We start from the raw sequence: 17,013 nt of genomic DNA on the forward strand, positions 1-17,013 counted from the left end.
AGAAGAATGAATGTTGAAAAGGTGGTTTACCATGAAGCAATATTTGGATTTATGTAAACATGTACTTGAAAATGGAACTCAAAAAGGCGATCGTACCGGAACAGGAACAATCAGCACCTTCGGATATCAAATGAGGTTCAATCTGCGTGAGGGATTCCCTGTTTTGACTACGAAAAAAGTCAGTTTAAAAGCAATCATCCATGAACTCTTATGGTTTCTAAAAGGCGATACAAACGTACAATACCTTCAGGAAAATAATGTGCGCATTTGGAATGAGTGGGCTGATGAAGCAGGAAATCTAGGTCCCGTCTATGGGCATCAATGGCGCTCATGGGGTGCAGCGGATGGAAGGCAAATCGATCAAATCAGTGAAGTGATCGAGCAAATCAAAACGAACCCAAATTCAAGGAGATTGATCGTAAGTGCCTGGAATGTCGGTGAACTTGAAGAGATGGCCTTACCTCCCTGTCATGCATTCTTTCAATTTTATGTGGCGGACGGTAAGCTTTCCTGCCAACTTTACCAGCGTTCTGCGGACGTATTTTTAGGTGTGCCGTTCAATATCGCTTCTTATGCACTCTTAACGATGATGATAGCCCAAGTATGTGACCTGGAGCTTGGTGAATTCGTTCACTCTTTTGGGGATGTCCATATCTATTCGAACCATATGGATCAAGTGAAATTACAGTTGACACGAGACCCTAAACCACTGCCTACGATGAAAATCAATCCTGCAGTGAAAGATATCTTTGAGTTTCGGTTTGAAGATTTCGAACTTGAAAATTACGAAGCTCATCCCCACATTAAAGGGAAGGTGAGTATATGATTTCCTTAATTGTAGCCATGGATGAAAAACGTGTGATTGGAAAAGATAACAAGCTGCCTTGGCATTTGCCAGCGGACCTTCAGTACTTTAAAAAGGTAACGATGGGTCACCCAATCGTCATGGGGCGCAAAACATTTGAATCCATCGGGCGGATTCTGCCTGGAAGGGAAAACGTCATCGTGACCAGGAATCATGAATTTAAAGCGGAAGGCTGCACCATTTTGCATGATGTTGATCAGATTAAGACGTATGCCGACAATAGCAAACAAGAGGTATTCGTTATAGGCGGAGCGGAAATCTTCAAAGAAATTCTGCCAGTAACCGATCGGTTATATATAACTGAAATACATGAAGTCTTTGAAGGGGACACGTTCTTTCCAATCATTAATGAGACGGAGTGGGAAACCGTGGAGACGACCCCTGGGGTAACAGATGATAAAAATCTTTATGCCCATGATTTTATTGTTTTACGAAAAAAATGATATTAGTAACCGATTTATGGTGAATAAGCCATAGTCGGTTTTTTTGTACAAGATCAAAGAGATAGAATTTTTAGAAAAATCAGTTACATACTTATGATAAAGTGCTATAATTATAGAATTGATTAGGAAGGAAATGAGGGATAACTATGAACCAGACAGCATCAGTGAATAGGGGGATTCAGTTGGAGGATATTCTAATTGCCTATAGAGAATTGAAGGATATTGTCTTACATACACCTTTACAAAAGAATCAGCGTTTATCCAGTAAGTATGAATGCAATGTCTATTTGAAACGTGAGGATCTTCAACATGTTCGTTCCTTTAAGTTAAGGGGAGCTTACTATAAAATGAAAAGTTTGACTCAGGAAGAAACAAAGAATGGTGTCGTGTGTGCAAGTGCCGGGAACCATGCACAGGGAGTGGCTTTTTCCTGCAGTGAGTTAGGAATCGATGGGAAAATTTACATGCCTGCTACGACGCCAAGGCAGAAGGTCGATCAAGTTCGGTTATTCGGTAGGGATAATATTGAAATTGTCTTAATTGGTGATACATTTGATGACGCATTCGCAAGTGCAATGGAATGTTGCGAGAAGGAAGGGCGTTCTTTCATCCATCCTTTCGATGATGAAAAGGTGATTGCCGGTCAAGGCACTACGGCGGTTGAAATCCTGAATGATTGTGAAGATAAGATTGATTATGTGTTCGCAGCAATCGGTGGCGGCGGATTAATGGCTGGGGTTTCAAGTTACTTCAAATCAGTGTCCCCTGTTACGAAGTGTATTGGAGTAGAACCGCTCGGAGCCGCGTCCATGAAAACTTCCTTCCAAGAAGGAAAAGTCGTTGAACTTGAGAATATCGATACGTTTGTAGATGGTGCAGCCGTGAAGTGTGTAGGGCAAATGACTTACCAAACATGTAAAGAGAATCTTGAGGATATCGTTGCAGTGCCTGAAGGCCATATCTGTACGACGATTCTCGATTTATATAATCAGCATGCCATTATTGCTGAACCAGCGGGTGCTATTTCCGTATCAGCCCTTGATTTTTACAAAGACCAAATAAAGGGGAAAACGGTCGTGTGCCTTGTAAGTGGGGGTAATAATGATATAGGCCGTATGCAGGAAATCAAGGAAAAGTCCTTATTATATGAAGGCCTGCTATATTACTTTATCGTGAATTTCCCACAACGTGCTGGAGCATTAAGGGAATTTCTTGATGAAGTGTTGGGACCCAATGATGATATTAGTCGATTTGAATATACGAAGAAAAATAATAAAGAGAGTGGCCCGGCCCTTGTTGGTATTGAGTTAAAAAACAAATTTGATTATACAGGACTTATTCAGAGAATGAATAAGAAGGGTTTCTCAAGCGTGGAAGTCAATAAAGACAGCAATTTATTCCACTTATTAATTTAAACTAGACAAAATTTTAAATTAGGTTAGAATAATATATATATTTTTACATATTATTCAACTTATCCAGCAGTCGTGTTTTGTCGATAATTGTTACCGTTGTATGACGATTTGCCAGGTTCCTTTCATTTGGCTGAAAATGGTATTATAATTAAAAGCAGAATAGGTTGAATTATAACATCGAGGGGGATGTATTCATGTCGAATATTGGAATACCTGGTCTAATCATCATCTTGGTATTGGCCTTAATCATTTTTGGTCCGAAGAAGCTTCCCGAAATCGGACGTGCTTTTGGACAAACGCTTCGAGAATTCAAGAAATCCACGAGTGAACTGACAAAAGGCGACTATGAAGAGGATAAGAAAATACAACAACCAAAAAATCATGAATGATTAAATGCAGGGCGTAAGATGGACCTTCTTACGTCTTTTGTTCTGTAGCAAAGAAACGGATTTTCAAATGAAGGCGTGATTTATTTTGGAAGATAAAGAATTAAATATCATCGATCATCTCGATGAATTGAGAAAACGGCTAATCATTACGGCTGTAGCTTTTTTCGTCTTTTTTATTGTCAGTTTTATTTATGTGGAAAAAATCTACTATTGGTTTGTTAAGGATCTTGACTTCGAATTAATGGTCTTAGGTCCAAGTGATATCATCTGGATTTACTTCATGCTTTCAGGAGTCGTTGCCATTGCTGCAACGATTCCGATTATAGCACTTCAAATTTGGTTGTTCGTTAAGCCAGCTTTAATGCCTAATGAAGTGAGGGCCACCCTTGCCTATATTCCAGCTCTTTTCATCTTGTTTATTGGAGGCCTTGCTTTTGGTTATTTTGTCATTTTTCCGACCATCCTTCAATTTTTAATTGAGCTGGGTGAAGGCATGTTCATAACCAATTTCACCGCAGATAAGTATTTTTCATTTGTCTTCAATATGACGATTCCTTTTGCCTTTTTATTCGAGCTACCAGTCGTTACGATGTTCCTGACCTCCATCGGTCTTATCAACCCTTACGTGCTTCAAAAATTAAGGAAGTATGCTTACTTTGTTCTCGTGGTCATTGCTGTTTCCATCACACCGCCAGATTTCATGTCGGATTTTTTGGTCACGGTTCCCTTACTGTTACTTTACGAAGTTAGTATTTCGCTTTCTAAAATTGTCTATCGACGAAGGGTAAAACGGGAGAGCTTGCTGGAAGAAACTCTTAATAATGAAGATGGCATATAAAAAATGGCCCAAAGGATTTATTCCTTCGGGTCATTTTTTATGGCTGAAGTTATTGAATCGGCATCATTCAGCCATAAAGTTGATTAGATCCAAATAAGATATATGCCTTTTTACAAAGTTTTCTTCTGATTTTCAACGTATATGTGTCCAAGAGAATCATTATTCTGAAAAAAATATAAGCTTTAGTTTGAAAGCGTACTTTGAATAGGTATAATACAATAGATACGTTAATTTAGGGATGTGTAAAGATGAATAAAGTGAAGATTGTAACGGATTCAACAGTGGATATGACCCCAGAAGAATTTGAGTATTATGGCATTACAATGGTCCCCTTGTCGATCTATATTGATGGAGAGACCTTTTTGGATAAAGTGGAAATTGAACAGGATGAATTTTTAAGAAGAATGAATCAGTCAAAAGAACTCCCTAAAAGCTCCCAACCGGCAGTAGGGACTTTTTTAGAAGTATATAATGAACTTGGAAAGGATGGCAGTGAGATTATTTCAATCCATATGACTGGTGGCATGAGTGGTACAGTACGTTCGGCTGAAAGTGCAGCAGGGATGTCCGATGCTAAAGTTACCGTTTATGATTCGGAATTCATCTCAAAAGCCATGTCATTCCAAGTGATAGAGGCTGCCAAGATGGCGAATGAAGGCAAAACCACCGAAGAAATAATGCAAAGGCTTGAGACCATTAGAAAACAGTCGAGTCTAATCATTGTCATTGAAACGCTGGACAATCTTGTGAAAGGCGGAAGGATTGGCAAAGTATCAGCATTCATCGGATCTCTTTTACATATTAAACCGATTGCACTTCTGGACGGAGGCGTGCTGAATCCCGTTTCAAAAGCAAGGAGCCAATCACAGGTTGTAAAATTCATTTCAAAAAAATTCAAAGAAGATACACAAGGAAAACAAGTCAAAGGCATTGGTTTCGTTCATGCAAATGGCTATGAAATGGCCGATAAAGTTCGCAAAGCGATTACTGAAATTTCAGGGGTCCAGGATATTAAGTTAGAAGCTACAACGGCTGTGGTCAGCACACATACTGGCGAAGGTGCCATGGCCATCATGTATTACTGGGATTGATGTTCGCTTTTAGTACCTCCTAAAGAGCAGGAGATGATAGCTAAGTAATGTAGTCAAATGTTCATTTTATGATAAAAATAGTGCTGTTTTCCTACTGGTGGTCTGGTAGAATGAAAGAAGTGACAGAATATTTATACATAAAAGGCGGGGTATGGATGAGGAAGCTGCATTTGTTGAAGGCAGCTATGGGCATTGGGGTATTGTTGATGCTGGCAGCATGTGGTTCAACTGGGGTGCCTGATGCGAAGAATTGGGATATCGAAGATTTTAGTTATGTGGACCAGGATGGGGAACCCTTTTCCAAAACTGATTTAAAAGGAAAAGTCTGGGTAGCCGATTTCATTTTCACAAATTGTGAGGATGTTTGTCTCCCCATGACTGCCAATATGGTGAAGTTGCAACAAAAACTGAAGGATGAGGGAATTTCAGATGTTGAGTTCGTGTCATTTTCCGTGGATCCTGAAGTGGACAAGCCTGATGTCTTGACAGCATTTGGCGACCAGTTCAACGTCGATTACAAAAATTGGCACTTTTTGACTGGTTATGGTCAAGATGAAATCGAGGCATTTGCCAAGGATAACTTTAAAACGATTGTATTGAAGCCTGACAATGAAGATCAGGTGATTCACCAGACAAGGTTTTATCTAATGGATCAAGAGGGAAAAGTCATCCGGGATTACACGGGACTTCAGGATATTCCTTTTGATGAGATGATTAAGCATATAAAAATACTACAGAACTATTGAACAGGAGAATGACCTGTTCAATAGTTTTTTAGTTTCTATAGTAATCACGGAATGACGTATGGAACAAATAGCTGTTACGAAGAATGAATTTACTCATCAGGTACATGCTAAAATTCATGGGATAAGCTTTAATTCCCAGCTTTTTTTCATACTATACAGTGATAAATACAAATAAAACCGACAAGTAAAGGTCAAATTGATTCAATTTTATATTTTCCCCATGATATAATATTTAGGTAGGGAAGGTGAGGTTATGAGACACAAAATCACCTGTCTTTTTATATGCCTAGTTTGGATTTCAGGTTGCTCTCAGAGGACTACTTCAGAACAGCCACTCGTTCAGCAGCATAATGTTGTTGAATTAAGCAAAAAGGAAACCATTCCAGCCAGCTTTTTTCCGGATCCTGTTCAAATCGTGTCAATAGGTGATTCCCTAACTCAAGGTGTCGGCGATAGTAAAGATAATGGGGGATATCTCCCTTACTTGCAGAAAAATCTTGAGAAAGAGCCATCTATTACTTCAGTTGAGATGATCAATCACGGAGTTCGGGGAAACCGGACCGACCAATTATTAAAAAGGTTGGATAAATCCCGTGTTCAAGAAGATATTGAACAAGCCGATTCCATTGTCGTCACAATTGGTGGAAATGATATCATGAGAGTATTTAAACAGAATTTCTCCAACTTGGAACTGAACCAATTCGATTCAGCTAAAATAGGGTATGAAAAAAGATTAAGACAGATATTGGATAAGGTGCGCTCTGAAAATCAACAGGCACAGATTTATTTAGTGGGCGTGTATAACCCATTTTCAAAGTGGTTTGCTGATTTTTATGAACTAGATGAAATCATGAATGATTGGAATGATAGCGGAAAAAAGATTATCACCGAATATGATTCTGCATATTTTATCGAAATAGATGATATTTTCCAAAATTCCAAAGAAGACTTGCTATATACGGAAGATTACTTCCATCCCAATGATCGGGGATATGAATTGATTGCAGAAAGAATCTATAATAACATGGAAGTTTTAACAATCGGAAAGGATACAATGGAAGCTAGCGCCAAAGGAGATGATGACCAAGAATGACAAAAGTCAAATGGAAGACTTTGTTTATTACTTTATTAGCCGTTAACATCCTGGTCATCCTTTCAATCCTGGTTTTAATTAATTTACCGGCAAAAGATTCAGATATGAAGCCAGTTGTAACTAAGGAAGAAGATATCCAGTTTCAGATTCATACAAACCGGGAAGATTTGACCCGATTAATCAACCAGTATCTTGATAAAGAAGGCTTGACTGGATTGATACATTATGAAGTGTATTTAAGGGATGAAGTGGAGTTATACGGGAAAATGCCTTTTTTCAACCGTGAAGTGGAAATGAAATTAACATTCGAACCCATTGCGCAAAAGAACGGGGATTTGGTTTTAAAACAAAAATCGATTGCGATTGGCCAGATGAACCTTCCTGTTTCATATGTGATGAACTTAATTAATGAACGGTATAAAATGCCGGATTGGGTCACCATAAATCCCAATGAGGAAAACATATATGTGTCTTTACAGGACATGAAATTAAAAAGTGACGTCAGGGTCAAGGCTAATGAATTTGATTTAAAGAATGATGATATTTCATTTTTATTAACTGTCCCCTCTTCTTTGCAATAAGTGGAAATGAAAGATGAAAAGCCAGGTCAAATGCATCCTGGCTTTTCATCTTTTTTTGTATTAAGGTGTTAAGATAAGTGTTTCTAAGCCAGGTTGACCCTGACTGGTGCCGATTATATAAATGGATAATGGGGTATTTGCCTGAATATCTGTATTGGGTAAGGAGAGGGCTACTTCTTTCGAATCGGCTTTCCTTACTTCAAAATCGACTTGCATGGGGTAGAGATTCAGGTATTCACTTGCTTTGCGATACGGAAGTCTTGAAAATACGACATCGCCATCCTTTACAGCGATATCCACCGGTGACGTATCAAAAGACAAGTGGACAAATCGAACCTTGGATTCATCTTGGGGGACATAAGGATTGTCTTCGAAAGTAAGTAGTTTTGGCATTTCATTGGATCCTGCAGCAACGACAGTATACAGTTTTTTACTTTCCAGATCGACTTTACGGCTAAGGAAGGTGGACGTGGTTTGTCCGGCAGGATATATATCAATTTGGTATTTACCCGGGGGTAAAGATAAATAGTTGCTATTGTCTTTGTAAGCGAAATTCTGAAGGATGCGCATTTCGTTTACATATACATCGACCGCAGGTGCTTTTGGAGCTGCATGTAAAATACGGACCTGTGCCGGTTTTACCGTATTGATTTGTTCACTTCTCATTGGTTGCATGGCTTTTTCCATGCTCTTTAAGTGTTTATGATAATAATAATCATGTAAATGTGGGTTAGTATATTTATAGTAGCAGGATAATGCATCATAATTCATGGCCTTTTGTAAATGTTTGTCTTTATGGTTCATGTCTATCACCTCTCATTTGAATCATTATGAAGACATCATATGGTAGCATGCTTGGGCATGTGTCTTTCGTATACTCAAATTTGATTGATTTTTTTAATCAGTCCAGTTTCATCAACAAAAGAAGTTTAGACAGCAGATGATTTTACATGACCTTATAAAAGGTTTAAAATGCATTCAATAGAACTTTTCCAAAAAAGGAGGATATTACAGTTGACCAACCATTTAGACAAAGCAACATTTGCTGGAGGATGTTTTTGGTGTATGGTAAAACCCTTCGATGAACAGCCTGGTATTGAATCTGTCATTTCCGGTTATACAGGGGGGACAACGGAGAATCCTACATACAAAGAGGTTTGCTCGGAAACGACGGGACATTATGAAGCTGTTCAGATTACCTTTGACCCTTCCATCTACCCTTATAAAGATTTAGTTGAATTATTTTGGCAACAGATTGATCCAACAGACGCTGGAGGCCAGTTCTTTGATCGTGGTAGTTCCTATCAAACGGCCATTTTCTATCACGACGAAAAGCAACGGGAAATAGCGGAAGCTTCCAGGGCAAACCTACAGGAGAGTGGCATTTTTTCTAAACCCATTGCCACACCCATTCTACCGGCCAAAACCTTTTATCCGGCAGAAACGTATCACCAGCATTATTATAAAAAGCAACCAGAGCACTACGAGAGATATTCAGTTGGCTCCGGGCGCAAGGCTTTTCAAAAACATCATTGGGGGGAAAAGAAATGAGCAGTAAAGATGATTTGAAGAAAAAATTAACACCCATTCAATATGAAGTCACACAAAATAGCGGGACAGAGCCTGCTTTTCATAATGAATATTGGAATTTGAATGAAGATGGACTGTATGTGGACATTGTTTCCGGTACACCGCTATTCACTTCCAAAGATAAATTTGACTCCGCCTGTGGCTGGCCAAGCTTTACCAAGCCACTGGATGATGGTGAAGTTGTGGAAAATTTGGATACAAGCTATGGCATGAGAAGGATCGAAGTGCGTTCAAAAACGGCCGATTCCCATCTTGGACATGTGTTTGATGATGGACCAGGACCAACCAAGTTACGATATTGCATCAATTCTGCTTCGTTAAGATTCATCCCACTCGAAGATCTTGAAAAAGAAGGATACGGTGAATATAAGAAACTGTTTCTTTAATAAACAAGTAAGCCCCTATCATCCTGTGATAGGGGCTTACTTGTTTTAGTGGTTTGAATCATTGGTGATGATGGAAGAAAGCCGCACATGTGTGGTAGGGAGGTCCTTGGAGGTTTCTCTCCCTGAAACTACAAAACGCACGGTGTGAGGACCGGGAGAAAGGCCATTGGCGATGAATAAATACCTTTCGCGGGCAAAGGGCCACCACGTATGAAGGGATGTATTCAGTTTGCCGTCAATGAATACATCAACTTCTCCGCCATCTGGGCTTCTGAGTAATTTAACTCCAAGTATATTTCCTTCGAATCGGTATTCAATATAACTCCCTGTCTCATCACTTGTGTAATAACCGCCTCTTGGTCTAAACCCCACCATTGAATCATAGTTGTCATTATCTCTTAAATTTATTTCGGAGCCTTGATGAAATTTAGGAGGAAGACTAGCGACAGGTTTTTCTTTTTGTGCATTTTCAATAAACTTTTGGTAAATCGCATTTGCATAGAATTGATAGCCAAGGCCATTTGGATGAATCAAATCTTTCGTCAATTCCTTGTCAGTGAACCCTGAAGAATTGAAAACTGGACGCATGTCAATATTGGTGGCCCCATAATAGTCAGATAACAGACCGATAGCATTCGCAAATTCCTCGTTTTCCAAACAACTTTCCGTAATCGTGAACAATTCAGCATGAGGATATAGGTGCTTTGCTTTTCTAATCAGAGCCTCGTAAGTCATTTTGAAATCGTCCACATTCATGTATTTACGATCATTTTCACCGAATACAATGAAAATCAAATCCTTATGGCTCATTCTTTTTATTTGAGAGAGCTTATAAAGACCTTCAAAAGCAGTGGAGCCGCTTTGAACAACGTAATCCCCTTTAAAGGGAACTGAATGGTGCTTGCTCATTTTATTTTCCAGTTGTTTAAACCAAGTTTGACTCGGATTTTCAGCCCCGGACCCCCTGCCTATGCTATCGCCAATAATCAGATAGTCAATCGGCTGACCATCCTGGTATTTTTGGTATACATTTAAGTTCTCATCGGAACCGTATGTTTTTGGAACTTTTTGAAGGATGTAAATGAGAAGGAGTGTGAGGACAATTCCTGCGAATGGGATGAGGGATTTCGAGACTTTTTTCAATTCATTTCCTCCGATTAACATTATTGTAGGTTGGTGTGGTAAGTATAGGCCGAAAAGCATATTTTAACCTTATTATATCGCAAATTTAAGGTAATACAATAAGGTTTGGTTTCATTTCCCGTTTTTAAAACCAATTGATTACACGTTTTATTGAGGGGGATTTATATAGAAGAATGGAGGAGTTTTTGCTTAAATAAAAAAAAATGGGCAAATACACAGACCAAGGCGGGCATATCGACATATGGTAAGGGTGTAAAGAGAAAACAGAAATCAAGAAGGAGTGAAACTTTATGTACGGATATGGTGGAGGATATGGTGGCGGCTGCGGCGGCGGTTATGGTTACGGCGGAGGATACGGTGGCGGATGCGGTGGCGGTTTTGGTTCAGGCTTCGCATTAATCGTTGTCTTATTCATTCTGTTGGTTATCATCGGCGCATCATTCTGCTGCTAAATATAACACTAAAAGACCAGCTATCAGCTGGTCTTTTCTTATGGAGGCCATTCTTTATAACAGAATTACCCAAGATTAAGTCTTGGCTAGGGACTGGCTCAAGGGTGGAGTTTTAAAAGGGATTCGATTAAGAACGTATGTTTCTTTTGTGTTATAATCAATAATGAGCCATGATTTTCTTTTGTTCTGTATATCTGCTAAAATAATTTAAGATGTAATATATTTAGGGGGAAAGAGATATGAAACCTTCTCGTTTAAAAAGCGGGGATGAAATCCGGGTTATTGCACCATCGAGAAGTCTTGCGATTGTAAAAGGTGAGCAACGCAGACTGGCAGAGGAAAGATTAGTGGGCCTCGGTTTTAAAGTTACATACGGTAAAACAGCTTTGGTACATGATGACTTTTTCTCGAATTCGATTGAGGACAGGGTTGAAGATTTGCATGATGCGTTTAGAAATCCGTCTGTAAAGGCAATCCTTGCTGGCGTAGGTGGATATAATGCCAATCAATTGCTACAATATATCGACTACGATTTAATAAAAAAGAATCCTAAAGTTTTGATGGGCTATAGTGATATTACGGCCATCGGTTTGGCCATTTATCAAAAAACTGGTTTGACTACATATTCTGGTCCTGATTTCTCTACTTTTGGGATGAAGACTGGGCTGGACTATACAATGGACTACTTTAAGAAAGCGGTTCTTATGGATGATGGCTTTGATTTAGAACAAAGTGAAACCTGGAGCGATGATTCATGGCATCTGGAGCAGGAGGACCGTTCCTTCCATCCGAATTCGGGATATATGGTCATACAGGAGGGCGAAGCAGCTGGTACCATCTTAGGTGGCAACCTTTGTACGATAAATCTTTTGCAGGGGACGGAGTATATGCCATCGTTACGGGACCGCATTCTTTTTATTGAGGATGATGAAGAAAGCCATCCTTTTAGTTTCGATCGGGATTTACAATCCTTGCTACAGTTGCCTGATGCAGATGGTATCAAGGGAGTTATCATAGGTCGATTTCAAAAGGATTCAGGGATGACACCTTACGCCCTTCAGCAAATCATTGCAACTAAGAGGGAACTGAACGGTATCCCTGTCATAGCGAATGCAAACTTTGGTCATGTCCATCCTTTTGCTACTATACCGATGGGCGAAATTGTTAAGATGACCGTGAGGAACGGTAACGCGAAAGTGACCATCCTCTCTTGAAAAATAGATGGACTTATCGTCAGACTACCTATATATAGGGCAAATTAAGAGGATGAACCGAGATTATCGGTCATTGTCTGTATCGGTCCCTGTTTTTGGGTAAAATAGGGTTTTATCCCTGTTCATTTTCCTATTTTACAAGCATTATTAGGGAATATGAGGCTAATAGTTCAAATTCTTTATTTTTCTGATATAATACTAAGAGATTTAAAATAGAAAAGGTGATTATGTGTTATTAACAATTCCCGCATCCATTCGTTTAGAAGGCGCTTTATCCGAGTATAATAAAAAAGGCCGGGTAAGCCATACCTGTTTCGTTTGTAACGAAGACACTTCTAATGGGGATGCAAGCAACTTGAATTACTATAAGTTAGGTACTAAAAAAGTCTGTCTTTCTTGCATGAAACATGTCTTGCGTCATCCATCATTAAAAGAGTATGAATACGTACATACCTCAGTCATTGACAAAGCGGCTTTTTATAAAAGTGTGCTGGCCATTTTAAAGGATGAAAGCTTCATAGATTCCATTCGTCAAGACAAACTAAATAGCTCATTATAAGAAAAAAAGTGTATCTCTCGTGGATACACTTTTTTTTGTCGTATTTCCTTACTTTCCCCACGGTGAATAGATTCCCCATCCTTCTAAAACCTTCCTATAAAAATAGTTTGAAAGAGTTGCAACAATTCCTTAGCAAGATTTCCCTAGTGGGGACATACACTTTAGCATAAGCCATAATTGGTGGTAGAAGGAGAGTGTGGGCATGGAGCAGTCTTCATTGATCAAGCCGTTCCTTGGCGTCGCCTATCCGACAATTAGTCATGGGAAAGGCGTCTATTTATACGATAAAGAAGGGAAGGACTATCTGGATGCATCTTCCGGTGCTGTAACCTCCAATATTGGTCATGGGGTGCAAGAAATTGCAGATGCCATGGTTCAACAGGCAAGCCAAGTGTCATTTGTGTATCGTTCCCAGTTCACGAGCGAGGCAGCAGAGAAGCTTGCCCGAAAAATAGCGGATTTAACCAATGGGAAGCTCCCCTATAGTTTTTTTGTTAATAGTGGTTCAGAAGCGACCGAAACTGCACTAAAGATTGCCATCCAGCATTGGCAGGAAAAAGGGAAACCCAGGAAACAAAAGATAATATCCAGATGGATGAGCTACCATGGCATTACGATCGGCGCTCTTTCAATGTCTGGTCATCCTATACGCAGAGAGCGATTTACCGCTCTACTTGAATCATACCCTTCTGTTGCTCCTCCTTATTGTTACCGCTGTCCATATCAATTAGATCACCGAACATGTGGGATGGTCTGTGCTTTGGAGTTGGAATCATCCATCCGGCGCATTGGCGCAGATAACATCGCGGCATTTATATGTGAGCCAGTTATCGGTGCAGCAGGTGGGGCAATCGTTCCGCCTAATGGTTATTTTCAGAAACTAAAGAAAATTTGTGAGGAACATGACATTCTATTCATTGCTGATGAGGTTATGACTGGATTCGGTCGGACAGGTAAGATGCTAGCCTCTGAACATTGGGGAGTAGAACCGGATATTATTACGTTTGGGAAAGGGATAAGCGGGGGGTACACGCCTATCGCTGCCGCTGCCATGACAGAAAAAGTGTTGGAACCCATCATGAATGGTTCCCGTTCAATCATGGGCGGACATACACTTAGTGCCAATCCATTGTCGTGTGCCATAGCGCTTGCCGTTTTGGAATATATGGAGGATAACGATCTCGTAGAACACTCTGCTAAAAGAGGGAAGGAGTTATTCAACGGTTTAAAAAAGCTTGCAAAGAAATACTCGTTTATCGGGGACCTCCGCGGTAGGGGTTTATTGATCGGGATGGAATTTGTCCAGGATAAAGAAACGAAGGAACCTTTTCCAAAAACTTTAGATGTGACTGCTGAAATTATAAAGGCGGGGATGAACAATGGGATTATTTTATACCCTGCATCAGCGGGGCTTGATGGCATTAACGGGGCAGCCATCATCATTTCTCCGCCCTTAATCATTACAAAGGAAGAGAGTGCTGAATTGCTAAGGAGACTGGACTCAACCCTCGGCGAATTTAAAGATAAGATCCTCCCTGGATATCTGCCGTCTTAAATAAGGAAGTGAACAGAATTGAATGATAATGCATTCCATAAAGTTTGCCGTTTTGAGGATGTCCTGCATCTCTTTGAAGACGGTCAGTCCATTCTTTTTGGCGGGTTCGGTGGAATTGGCACTCCTCCGGGCCTCATCAATCTAATCTTGGAGACGGGTATACAACACTTAACTTTAATCGGAAATGATACTGGCTTCCCTGATATCGGAATAGGTAGGCTGGTTACTCAAAGGCGGGCAAAAAAAATCATTGTTTCTCATATCGGTTCCAATCCGAATGCCGGACTATCCATGAATAATGGAGAGTTGGAAGTGGAGTTCTCTCCGCAAGGTACACTGGTTGAACGAATCCGTGCAGGGGGGATGGGTCTTGGCGGAATATTAACCGATATTGGTCTGGATAATGATATCGTCAGGAAAGGGAAACAAACCGTCAAAATCGGGGAGAAAAATTACCTAGTGGAACCTGCATTGACTGCCGATATCGCTATCGTTTATGCAGCAAAAGCAGATCCCTATGGCAATCTCATTTTCGACAAAAGTGCTCGAAATACAAACCCACTCGTGGCAACGGCAGGTCAAATCACGATTGTGGAAGTCGAGGAAATCGTTCCTCTGGGCAGCATGGATCCAGAGAAAATCATTGTACCTGGTGCTTTTGTAGATTATATCATTCCTTCAAAAGGAGTCGATTGGAAATGGGTTTGGGAGCCGAGGCGAGAAATCGATTAGCCAAAAGAGCGGCAGCTGAAATTAGGGATGGCATGCTGGTCAATTTGGGTATCGGCATTCCATCTTTAGTGCCGAATCATCTACGAGCCGATCATCAAGTGATGTTTCAAGCAGAAAATGGGATTGTTGGTATGGGAAGCTCTCCAGCCATGGGCCATGAAGACGCACATCTTTGTAATGCAGGAGGCCTCCCCATAACCATCAGGGAAGGAGCATCCTATTGCGATAGTACACTCGCCTTTGGGATGATTCGCCGTGGCCGTGTTGATGTTACGATTTTAGGCGCTCTTCAAGTAAGTGAATATGGGGATCTGGCAAATTGGATTGTTCCCGGTAAGCGAGTACCTGGAATGGGTGGGGCAATGGAACTTGCGGCAAAGGCGAAAAAAGTCATTGTCCTAATGGAGCACACCGACAAAGACGGTATCTCCAAAATAATGAAGAACTGTACATTGCCATTAACGGCGAAACGATGTGTACATAAGGTTATCACGGAACTGGGCGTTTTTTCTGTTACTCCAAAAGGTCTCCTATTAACTGATTTATTCGCTTCCACTACAATAGAAGAAGTCAAGAAAAGAACGGAAGCCGATGTTCAAGTGTCTAGCAAGCTTTGTATAGTAAAAGAATGAGAGAGGAGTATGAGGGCATGTATGAAGAGCAAATCAGTGCATGGTTGAAAGAGCATCGAAATGATGGTATTAAATTACTTCAAAAATTAGTGCAGGAACCCAGCAAACGCGGGCAGGAAGGGAGTGCACAAGCCATCGTCGTCGAAAAGTGCCGGCAGATCGGTCTTGACATCGACCTATGGGAGATTGGGGATGGCGCACTAAGAAATCATCCTCATTTTTATTGTGACCGAAAAGATTTTAAAGGGAATCCAAACCTTGTCGCGGTTAGGAAGGGAAGTGGCGGCGGCAGGTCGCTTATATTGAACGGTCATATCGATGTCGTTCCTGAAGGTGATAGATCAGCATGGAAGGATGATCCATTCAGTGGAAAAATAGAGAATGGGAAAGTGTATGGGCGGGGGACGACGGATATGAAAGGCGGGAATGTTTCATTATTATTAGCGCTCGAATCCATCGTTGAAACAGGCATAAGGTTGAAGGGCGACGTGATATTTCAGAGTGTAATCGAAGAGGAAAGCGGTGGGGCGGGTTCACTCGCAGCTGTATTGAGAGGATATAAAGCTGATGGAGCGATCATTCCAGAACCAACGAACATGAAATTTTTCCCCCTTCAACAAGGATCGATGTGGTTTCGACTGAAAATAAAGGGCAAATCAGCACACGGGGGAACCCGGTATGAAGGACAAAGCGCGATAGATAAAGCTTATCTTGTAATCGAGGAAATCAAGAACCTTGAAAAGGAACGTAACCAAAAGATGGATCATCCACTTTATCATAATATCCCCATCCCCATTCCCATTAATATCGGGAGCATCCAAAGTGGGAATTGGCCTTCTTCTGTGCCTGATACAGCGATTCTAGAAGGTAGATTTGGAGTTGCCCCGAAGGAAACCATGGAGGCGGCACAACTCTCCATGAAAAACAGGATTGACGATTTAAATCGTACGGATAATTGGTTCAAAGAAAAACCAATTGAATTGGAATGGTTCGGAGCTAGATGGATACCGGGAATCCTGGAATTGGATCATCCGTTGATTCAGGCATTGTCCACCCACTATGAAAAAGTCATGGGAGAACAGCCGACTGTGGAAGCTTCCCCTTGGGGAACGGATGGAGGGTATTTATCTTCGGTCGGATCCATACCTGTAGTGGTTTTCGGACCAGGCGAAACAAAATTGGCCCATGATGCCAATGAATATATAGAAGTGGATAAAATGTTGGAATCGGCCGAAATCATTGCACGAACAATATTGGATTGGTGTGGAGTGGAGGGACATATATGAAGG

Annotated in this window: 20 protein-coding genes; 18 read left to right on the plus strand and 2 right to left on the minus strand. The window is 40.6% G+C overall.

Annotation, left to right across the window (positions count from 1 at the left end; genetic code table 11):
* Nucleotides 1-31 precede the first annotated feature (31 nt).
* The 9 genes from ACIQXU_RS08375 to ACIQXU_RS08415 all read left to right on the plus strand — a co-directional run bounded on the left by ACIQXU_RS08375 (nt 32) and on the right by ACIQXU_RS08415 (nt 7,461).
* A complete protein-coding gene (locus ACIQXU_RS08375) occupies nt 32-826 on the plus strand; it encodes a thymidylate synthase (protein WP_402988170.1) in 795 nt (264 codons plus the stop codon).
* Nucleotides 823-1,308, plus strand: coding sequence for a dihydrofolate reductase (locus tag ACIQXU_RS08380; RefSeq protein ID WP_402988173.1), 486 nt, complete (start codon nt 823-825; stop codon nt 1,306-1,308). Before ACIQXU_RS08375 ends, ACIQXU_RS08380 begins: the two co-directional genes overlap by 4 nt.
* Before the next feature lie 146 nt (nt 1,309-1,454).
* Complete coding sequence (gene ilvA / locus ACIQXU_RS08385) at nt 1,455-2,723, plus strand: threonine ammonia-lyase IlvA (RefSeq protein WP_402988176.1); 1,269 nt, start codon at nt 1,455-1,457, stop codon at nt 2,721-2,723.
* 194 nt (nt 2,724-2,917) lie between these two features.
* Nucleotides 2,918-3,112 (plus strand): twin-arginine translocase TatA/TatE family subunit, encoded by a 195-nt coding sequence (tatA, locus tag ACIQXU_RS08390; protein ID WP_402868997.1) that lies wholly within the window; start codon nt 2,918-2,920, stop codon nt 3,110-3,112.
* Between the two features lie 85 nt (nt 3,113-3,197).
* On the plus strand, nt 3,198-3,950 hold the full coding sequence (gene tatC / locus ACIQXU_RS08395; RefSeq protein WP_402956799.1) for a twin-arginine translocase subunit TatC: 753 nt from the start codon (nt 3,198-3,200) through the stop codon (nt 3,948-3,950).
* A 248-nt stretch (nt 3,951-4,198) separates the two neighbouring features.
* Nucleotides 4,199-5,041, plus strand: a complete 843-nt coding sequence (locus ACIQXU_RS08400; protein ID WP_402868993.1) for a DegV family protein — start codon at nt 4,199-4,201, stop codon at nt 5,039-5,041.
* Nucleotides 5,042-5,196: 155 nt separating this feature from the next.
* Complete coding sequence (locus tag ACIQXU_RS08405; RefSeq protein ID WP_402869866.1) at nt 5,197-5,787, plus strand: SCO family protein; 591 nt, start codon at nt 5,197-5,199, stop codon at nt 5,785-5,787.
* Between the two features lie 253 nt (nt 5,788-6,040).
* Entirely contained in the window at nt 6,041-6,880 is an 840-nt protein-coding gene (locus tag ACIQXU_RS08410) for an SGNH/GDSL hydrolase family protein (protein ID WP_402868991.1), read from the plus strand.
* Nucleotides 6,877-7,461, plus strand: coding sequence for a YpmS family protein (locus ACIQXU_RS08415; protein ID WP_402956801.1), 585 nt, complete (start codon nt 6,877-6,879; stop codon nt 7,459-7,461). The genes ACIQXU_RS08410 and ACIQXU_RS08415 overlap by 4 nt, the downstream gene beginning before the upstream one ends.
* A gap of 60 nt (nt 7,462-7,521) precedes the next feature.
* On the opposite strand, the gene ACIQXU_RS08420 is transcribed toward ACIQXU_RS08415, so the two are convergent.
* Nucleotides 7,522-8,265 (minus strand): DUF4397 domain-containing protein, encoded by a 744-nt coding sequence (locus ACIQXU_RS08420; protein ID WP_402988179.1) that lies wholly within the window; start codon nt 8,263-8,265, stop codon nt 7,522-7,524.
* Nucleotides 8,266-8,526: 261 nt separating this feature from the next.
* Here ACIQXU_RS08420 and msrA point away from each other — a divergent pair, with 261 nt between their 5' ends.
* Together msrA and msrB are read left to right on the plus strand one after the other, a co-directional pair.
* Nucleotides 8,527-9,012 (plus strand): peptide-methionine (S)-S-oxide reductase MsrA, encoded by a 486-nt coding sequence (msrA, locus tag ACIQXU_RS08425; RefSeq protein WP_402869865.1) that lies wholly within the window; start codon nt 8,527-8,529, stop codon nt 9,010-9,012.
* Nucleotides 9,009-9,437, plus strand: coding sequence for a peptide-methionine (R)-S-oxide reductase MsrB (gene msrB, locus ACIQXU_RS08430; RefSeq protein WP_402868984.1), 429 nt, complete (start codon nt 9,009-9,011; stop codon nt 9,435-9,437). The genes msrA and msrB overlap by 4 nt, the downstream gene beginning before the upstream one ends.
* A 45-nt stretch (nt 9,438-9,482) precedes the next feature.
* Here the strand turns inward: msrB and ACIQXU_RS08435 are convergent, their stop codons facing one another.
* Nucleotides 9,483-10,580 (minus strand): SGNH/GDSL hydrolase family protein, encoded by a 1,098-nt coding sequence (locus ACIQXU_RS08435; protein WP_402988182.1) that lies wholly within the window; start codon nt 10,578-10,580, stop codon nt 9,483-9,485.
* 290 nt (nt 10,581-10,870) lie between these two features.
* On the opposite strand from ACIQXU_RS08435, the gene ACIQXU_RS08440 reads away from it, so the two are divergent.
* From ACIQXU_RS08440 to ACIQXU_RS08470, 7 genes are all read left to right on the plus strand, one after another.
* Nucleotides 10,871-11,032 carry a YjcZ family sporulation protein gene (locus ACIQXU_RS08440; RefSeq protein WP_402868981.1) on the plus strand — a complete coding sequence of 54 codons (162 nt, stop codon included), beginning with the start codon at nt 10,871-10,873 and terminating at the stop codon, nt 11,030-11,032.
* 239 nt (nt 11,033-11,271) lie between these two features.
* Nucleotides 11,272-12,246: a S66 family peptidase gene (locus ACIQXU_RS08445; RefSeq protein WP_402988185.1), complete on the plus strand. Its 975-nt coding sequence runs from the start codon at nt 11,272-11,274 to the stop codon at nt 12,244-12,246.
* Nucleotides 12,247-12,475: 229 nt separating this feature from the next.
* Entirely contained in the window at nt 12,476-12,805 is a 330-nt protein-coding gene (locus ACIQXU_RS08450) for a hypothetical protein (protein ID WP_402868977.1), read from the plus strand.
* Between the two features lie 202 nt (nt 12,806-13,007).
* Nucleotides 13,008-14,360: an aspartate aminotransferase family protein gene (locus ACIQXU_RS08455; RefSeq protein ID WP_402988188.1), complete on the plus strand. Its 1,353-nt coding sequence runs from the start codon at nt 13,008-13,010 to the stop codon at nt 14,358-14,360.
* 63 nt (nt 14,361-14,423) lie between these two features.
* The gene (locus tag ACIQXU_RS08460; RefSeq protein WP_402988805.1) at nt 14,424-15,092 is read left to right on the plus strand and encodes a CoA transferase subunit A; all 669 of its coding nucleotides are present in this window, start codon (nt 14,424-14,426) and stop codon (nt 15,090-15,092) included.
* On the plus strand, nt 15,059-15,724 hold the full coding sequence (locus tag ACIQXU_RS08465) for a 3-oxoacid CoA-transferase subunit B (RefSeq protein ID WP_402988191.1): 666 nt from the start codon (nt 15,059-15,061) through the stop codon (nt 15,722-15,724). Before ACIQXU_RS08460 ends, ACIQXU_RS08465 begins: the two co-directional genes overlap by 34 nt.
* Before the next feature lie 17 nt (nt 15,725-15,741).
* Complete coding sequence (locus tag ACIQXU_RS08470) at nt 15,742-17,010, plus strand: peptidase (protein WP_402988194.1); 1,269 nt, start codon at nt 15,742-15,744, stop codon at nt 17,008-17,010.
* Nucleotides 17,011-17,013: the final 3 nt, after the last annotated feature.

The sequence above is a fragment of the Peribacillus sp. NPDC097284 genome (assembly GCF_044761765.1).
Classification (GTDB): domain Bacteria; phylum Bacillota; class Bacilli; order Bacillales; family DSM-1321; genus Peribacillus.

Excerpts from the sequence above, each read along its gene's own strand:
- ACIQXU_RS08405 (WP_402869866.1), top strand. The coding sequence starts at position 5,197 with ATGAGGAAGCTGCATTTGTTGAAGGCAGCTATGGGCATTGGGGTATTG.
- msrA (WP_402869865.1), top strand. The coding sequence starts at position 8,527 with ATGGTAAAACCCTTCGATGAACAGCCTGGTATTGAATCTGTCATTTCC.
- ilvA (WP_402988176.1), top strand. The coding sequence starts at position 1,455 with ATGAACCAGACAGCATCAGTGAATAGGGGGATTCAGTTGGAGGATATT.
- ACIQXU_RS08440 (WP_402868981.1), top strand. The coding sequence starts at position 10,871 with ATGTACGGATATGGTGGAGGATATGGTGGCGGCTGCGGCGGCGGTTAT.
- msrB (WP_402868984.1), top strand. The coding sequence starts at position 9,009 with ATGAGCAGTAAAGATGATTTGAAGAAAAAATTAACACCCATTCAATAT.
- ACIQXU_RS08420 (WP_402988179.1), bottom strand. The coding sequence starts at position 8,265 with ATGAACCATAAAGACAAACATTTACAAAAGGCCATGAATTATGATGCA.
- ACIQXU_RS08470 (WP_402988194.1), top strand. The coding sequence starts at position 15,742 with ATGTATGAAGAGCAAATCAGTGCATGGTTGAAAGAGCATCGAAATGAT.
- ACIQXU_RS08465 (WP_402988191.1), top strand. The coding sequence starts at position 15,059 with ATGGGTTTGGGAGCCGAGGCGAGAAATCGATTAGCCAAAAGAGCGGCA.
- tatA (WP_402868997.1), top strand. The coding sequence starts at position 2,918 with ATGTCGAATATTGGAATACCTGGTCTAATCATCATCTTGGTATTGGCC.
- ACIQXU_RS08410 (WP_402868991.1), top strand. The coding sequence starts at position 6,041 with ATGAGACACAAAATCACCTGTCTTTTTATATGCCTAGTTTGGATTTCA.
- ACIQXU_RS08415 (WP_402956801.1), top strand. The coding sequence starts at position 6,877 with ATGACAAAAGTCAAATGGAAGACTTTGTTTATTACTTTATTAGCCGTT.
- ACIQXU_RS08445 (WP_402988185.1), top strand. The coding sequence starts at position 11,272 with ATGAAACCTTCTCGTTTAAAAAGCGGGGATGAAATCCGGGTTATTGCA.
- ACIQXU_RS08375 (WP_402988170.1), top strand. The coding sequence starts at position 32 with ATGAAGCAATATTTGGATTTATGTAAACATGTACTTGAAAATGGAACT.
- ACIQXU_RS08455 (WP_402988188.1), top strand. The coding sequence starts at position 13,008 with ATGGAGCAGTCTTCATTGATCAAGCCGTTCCTTGGCGTCGCCTATCCG.
- ACIQXU_RS08400 (WP_402868993.1), top strand. The coding sequence starts at position 4,199 with ATGAATAAAGTGAAGATTGTAACGGATTCAACAGTGGATATGACCCCA.
- ACIQXU_RS08380 (WP_402988173.1), top strand. The coding sequence starts at position 823 with ATGATTTCCTTAATTGTAGCCATGGATGAAAAACGTGTGATTGGAAAA.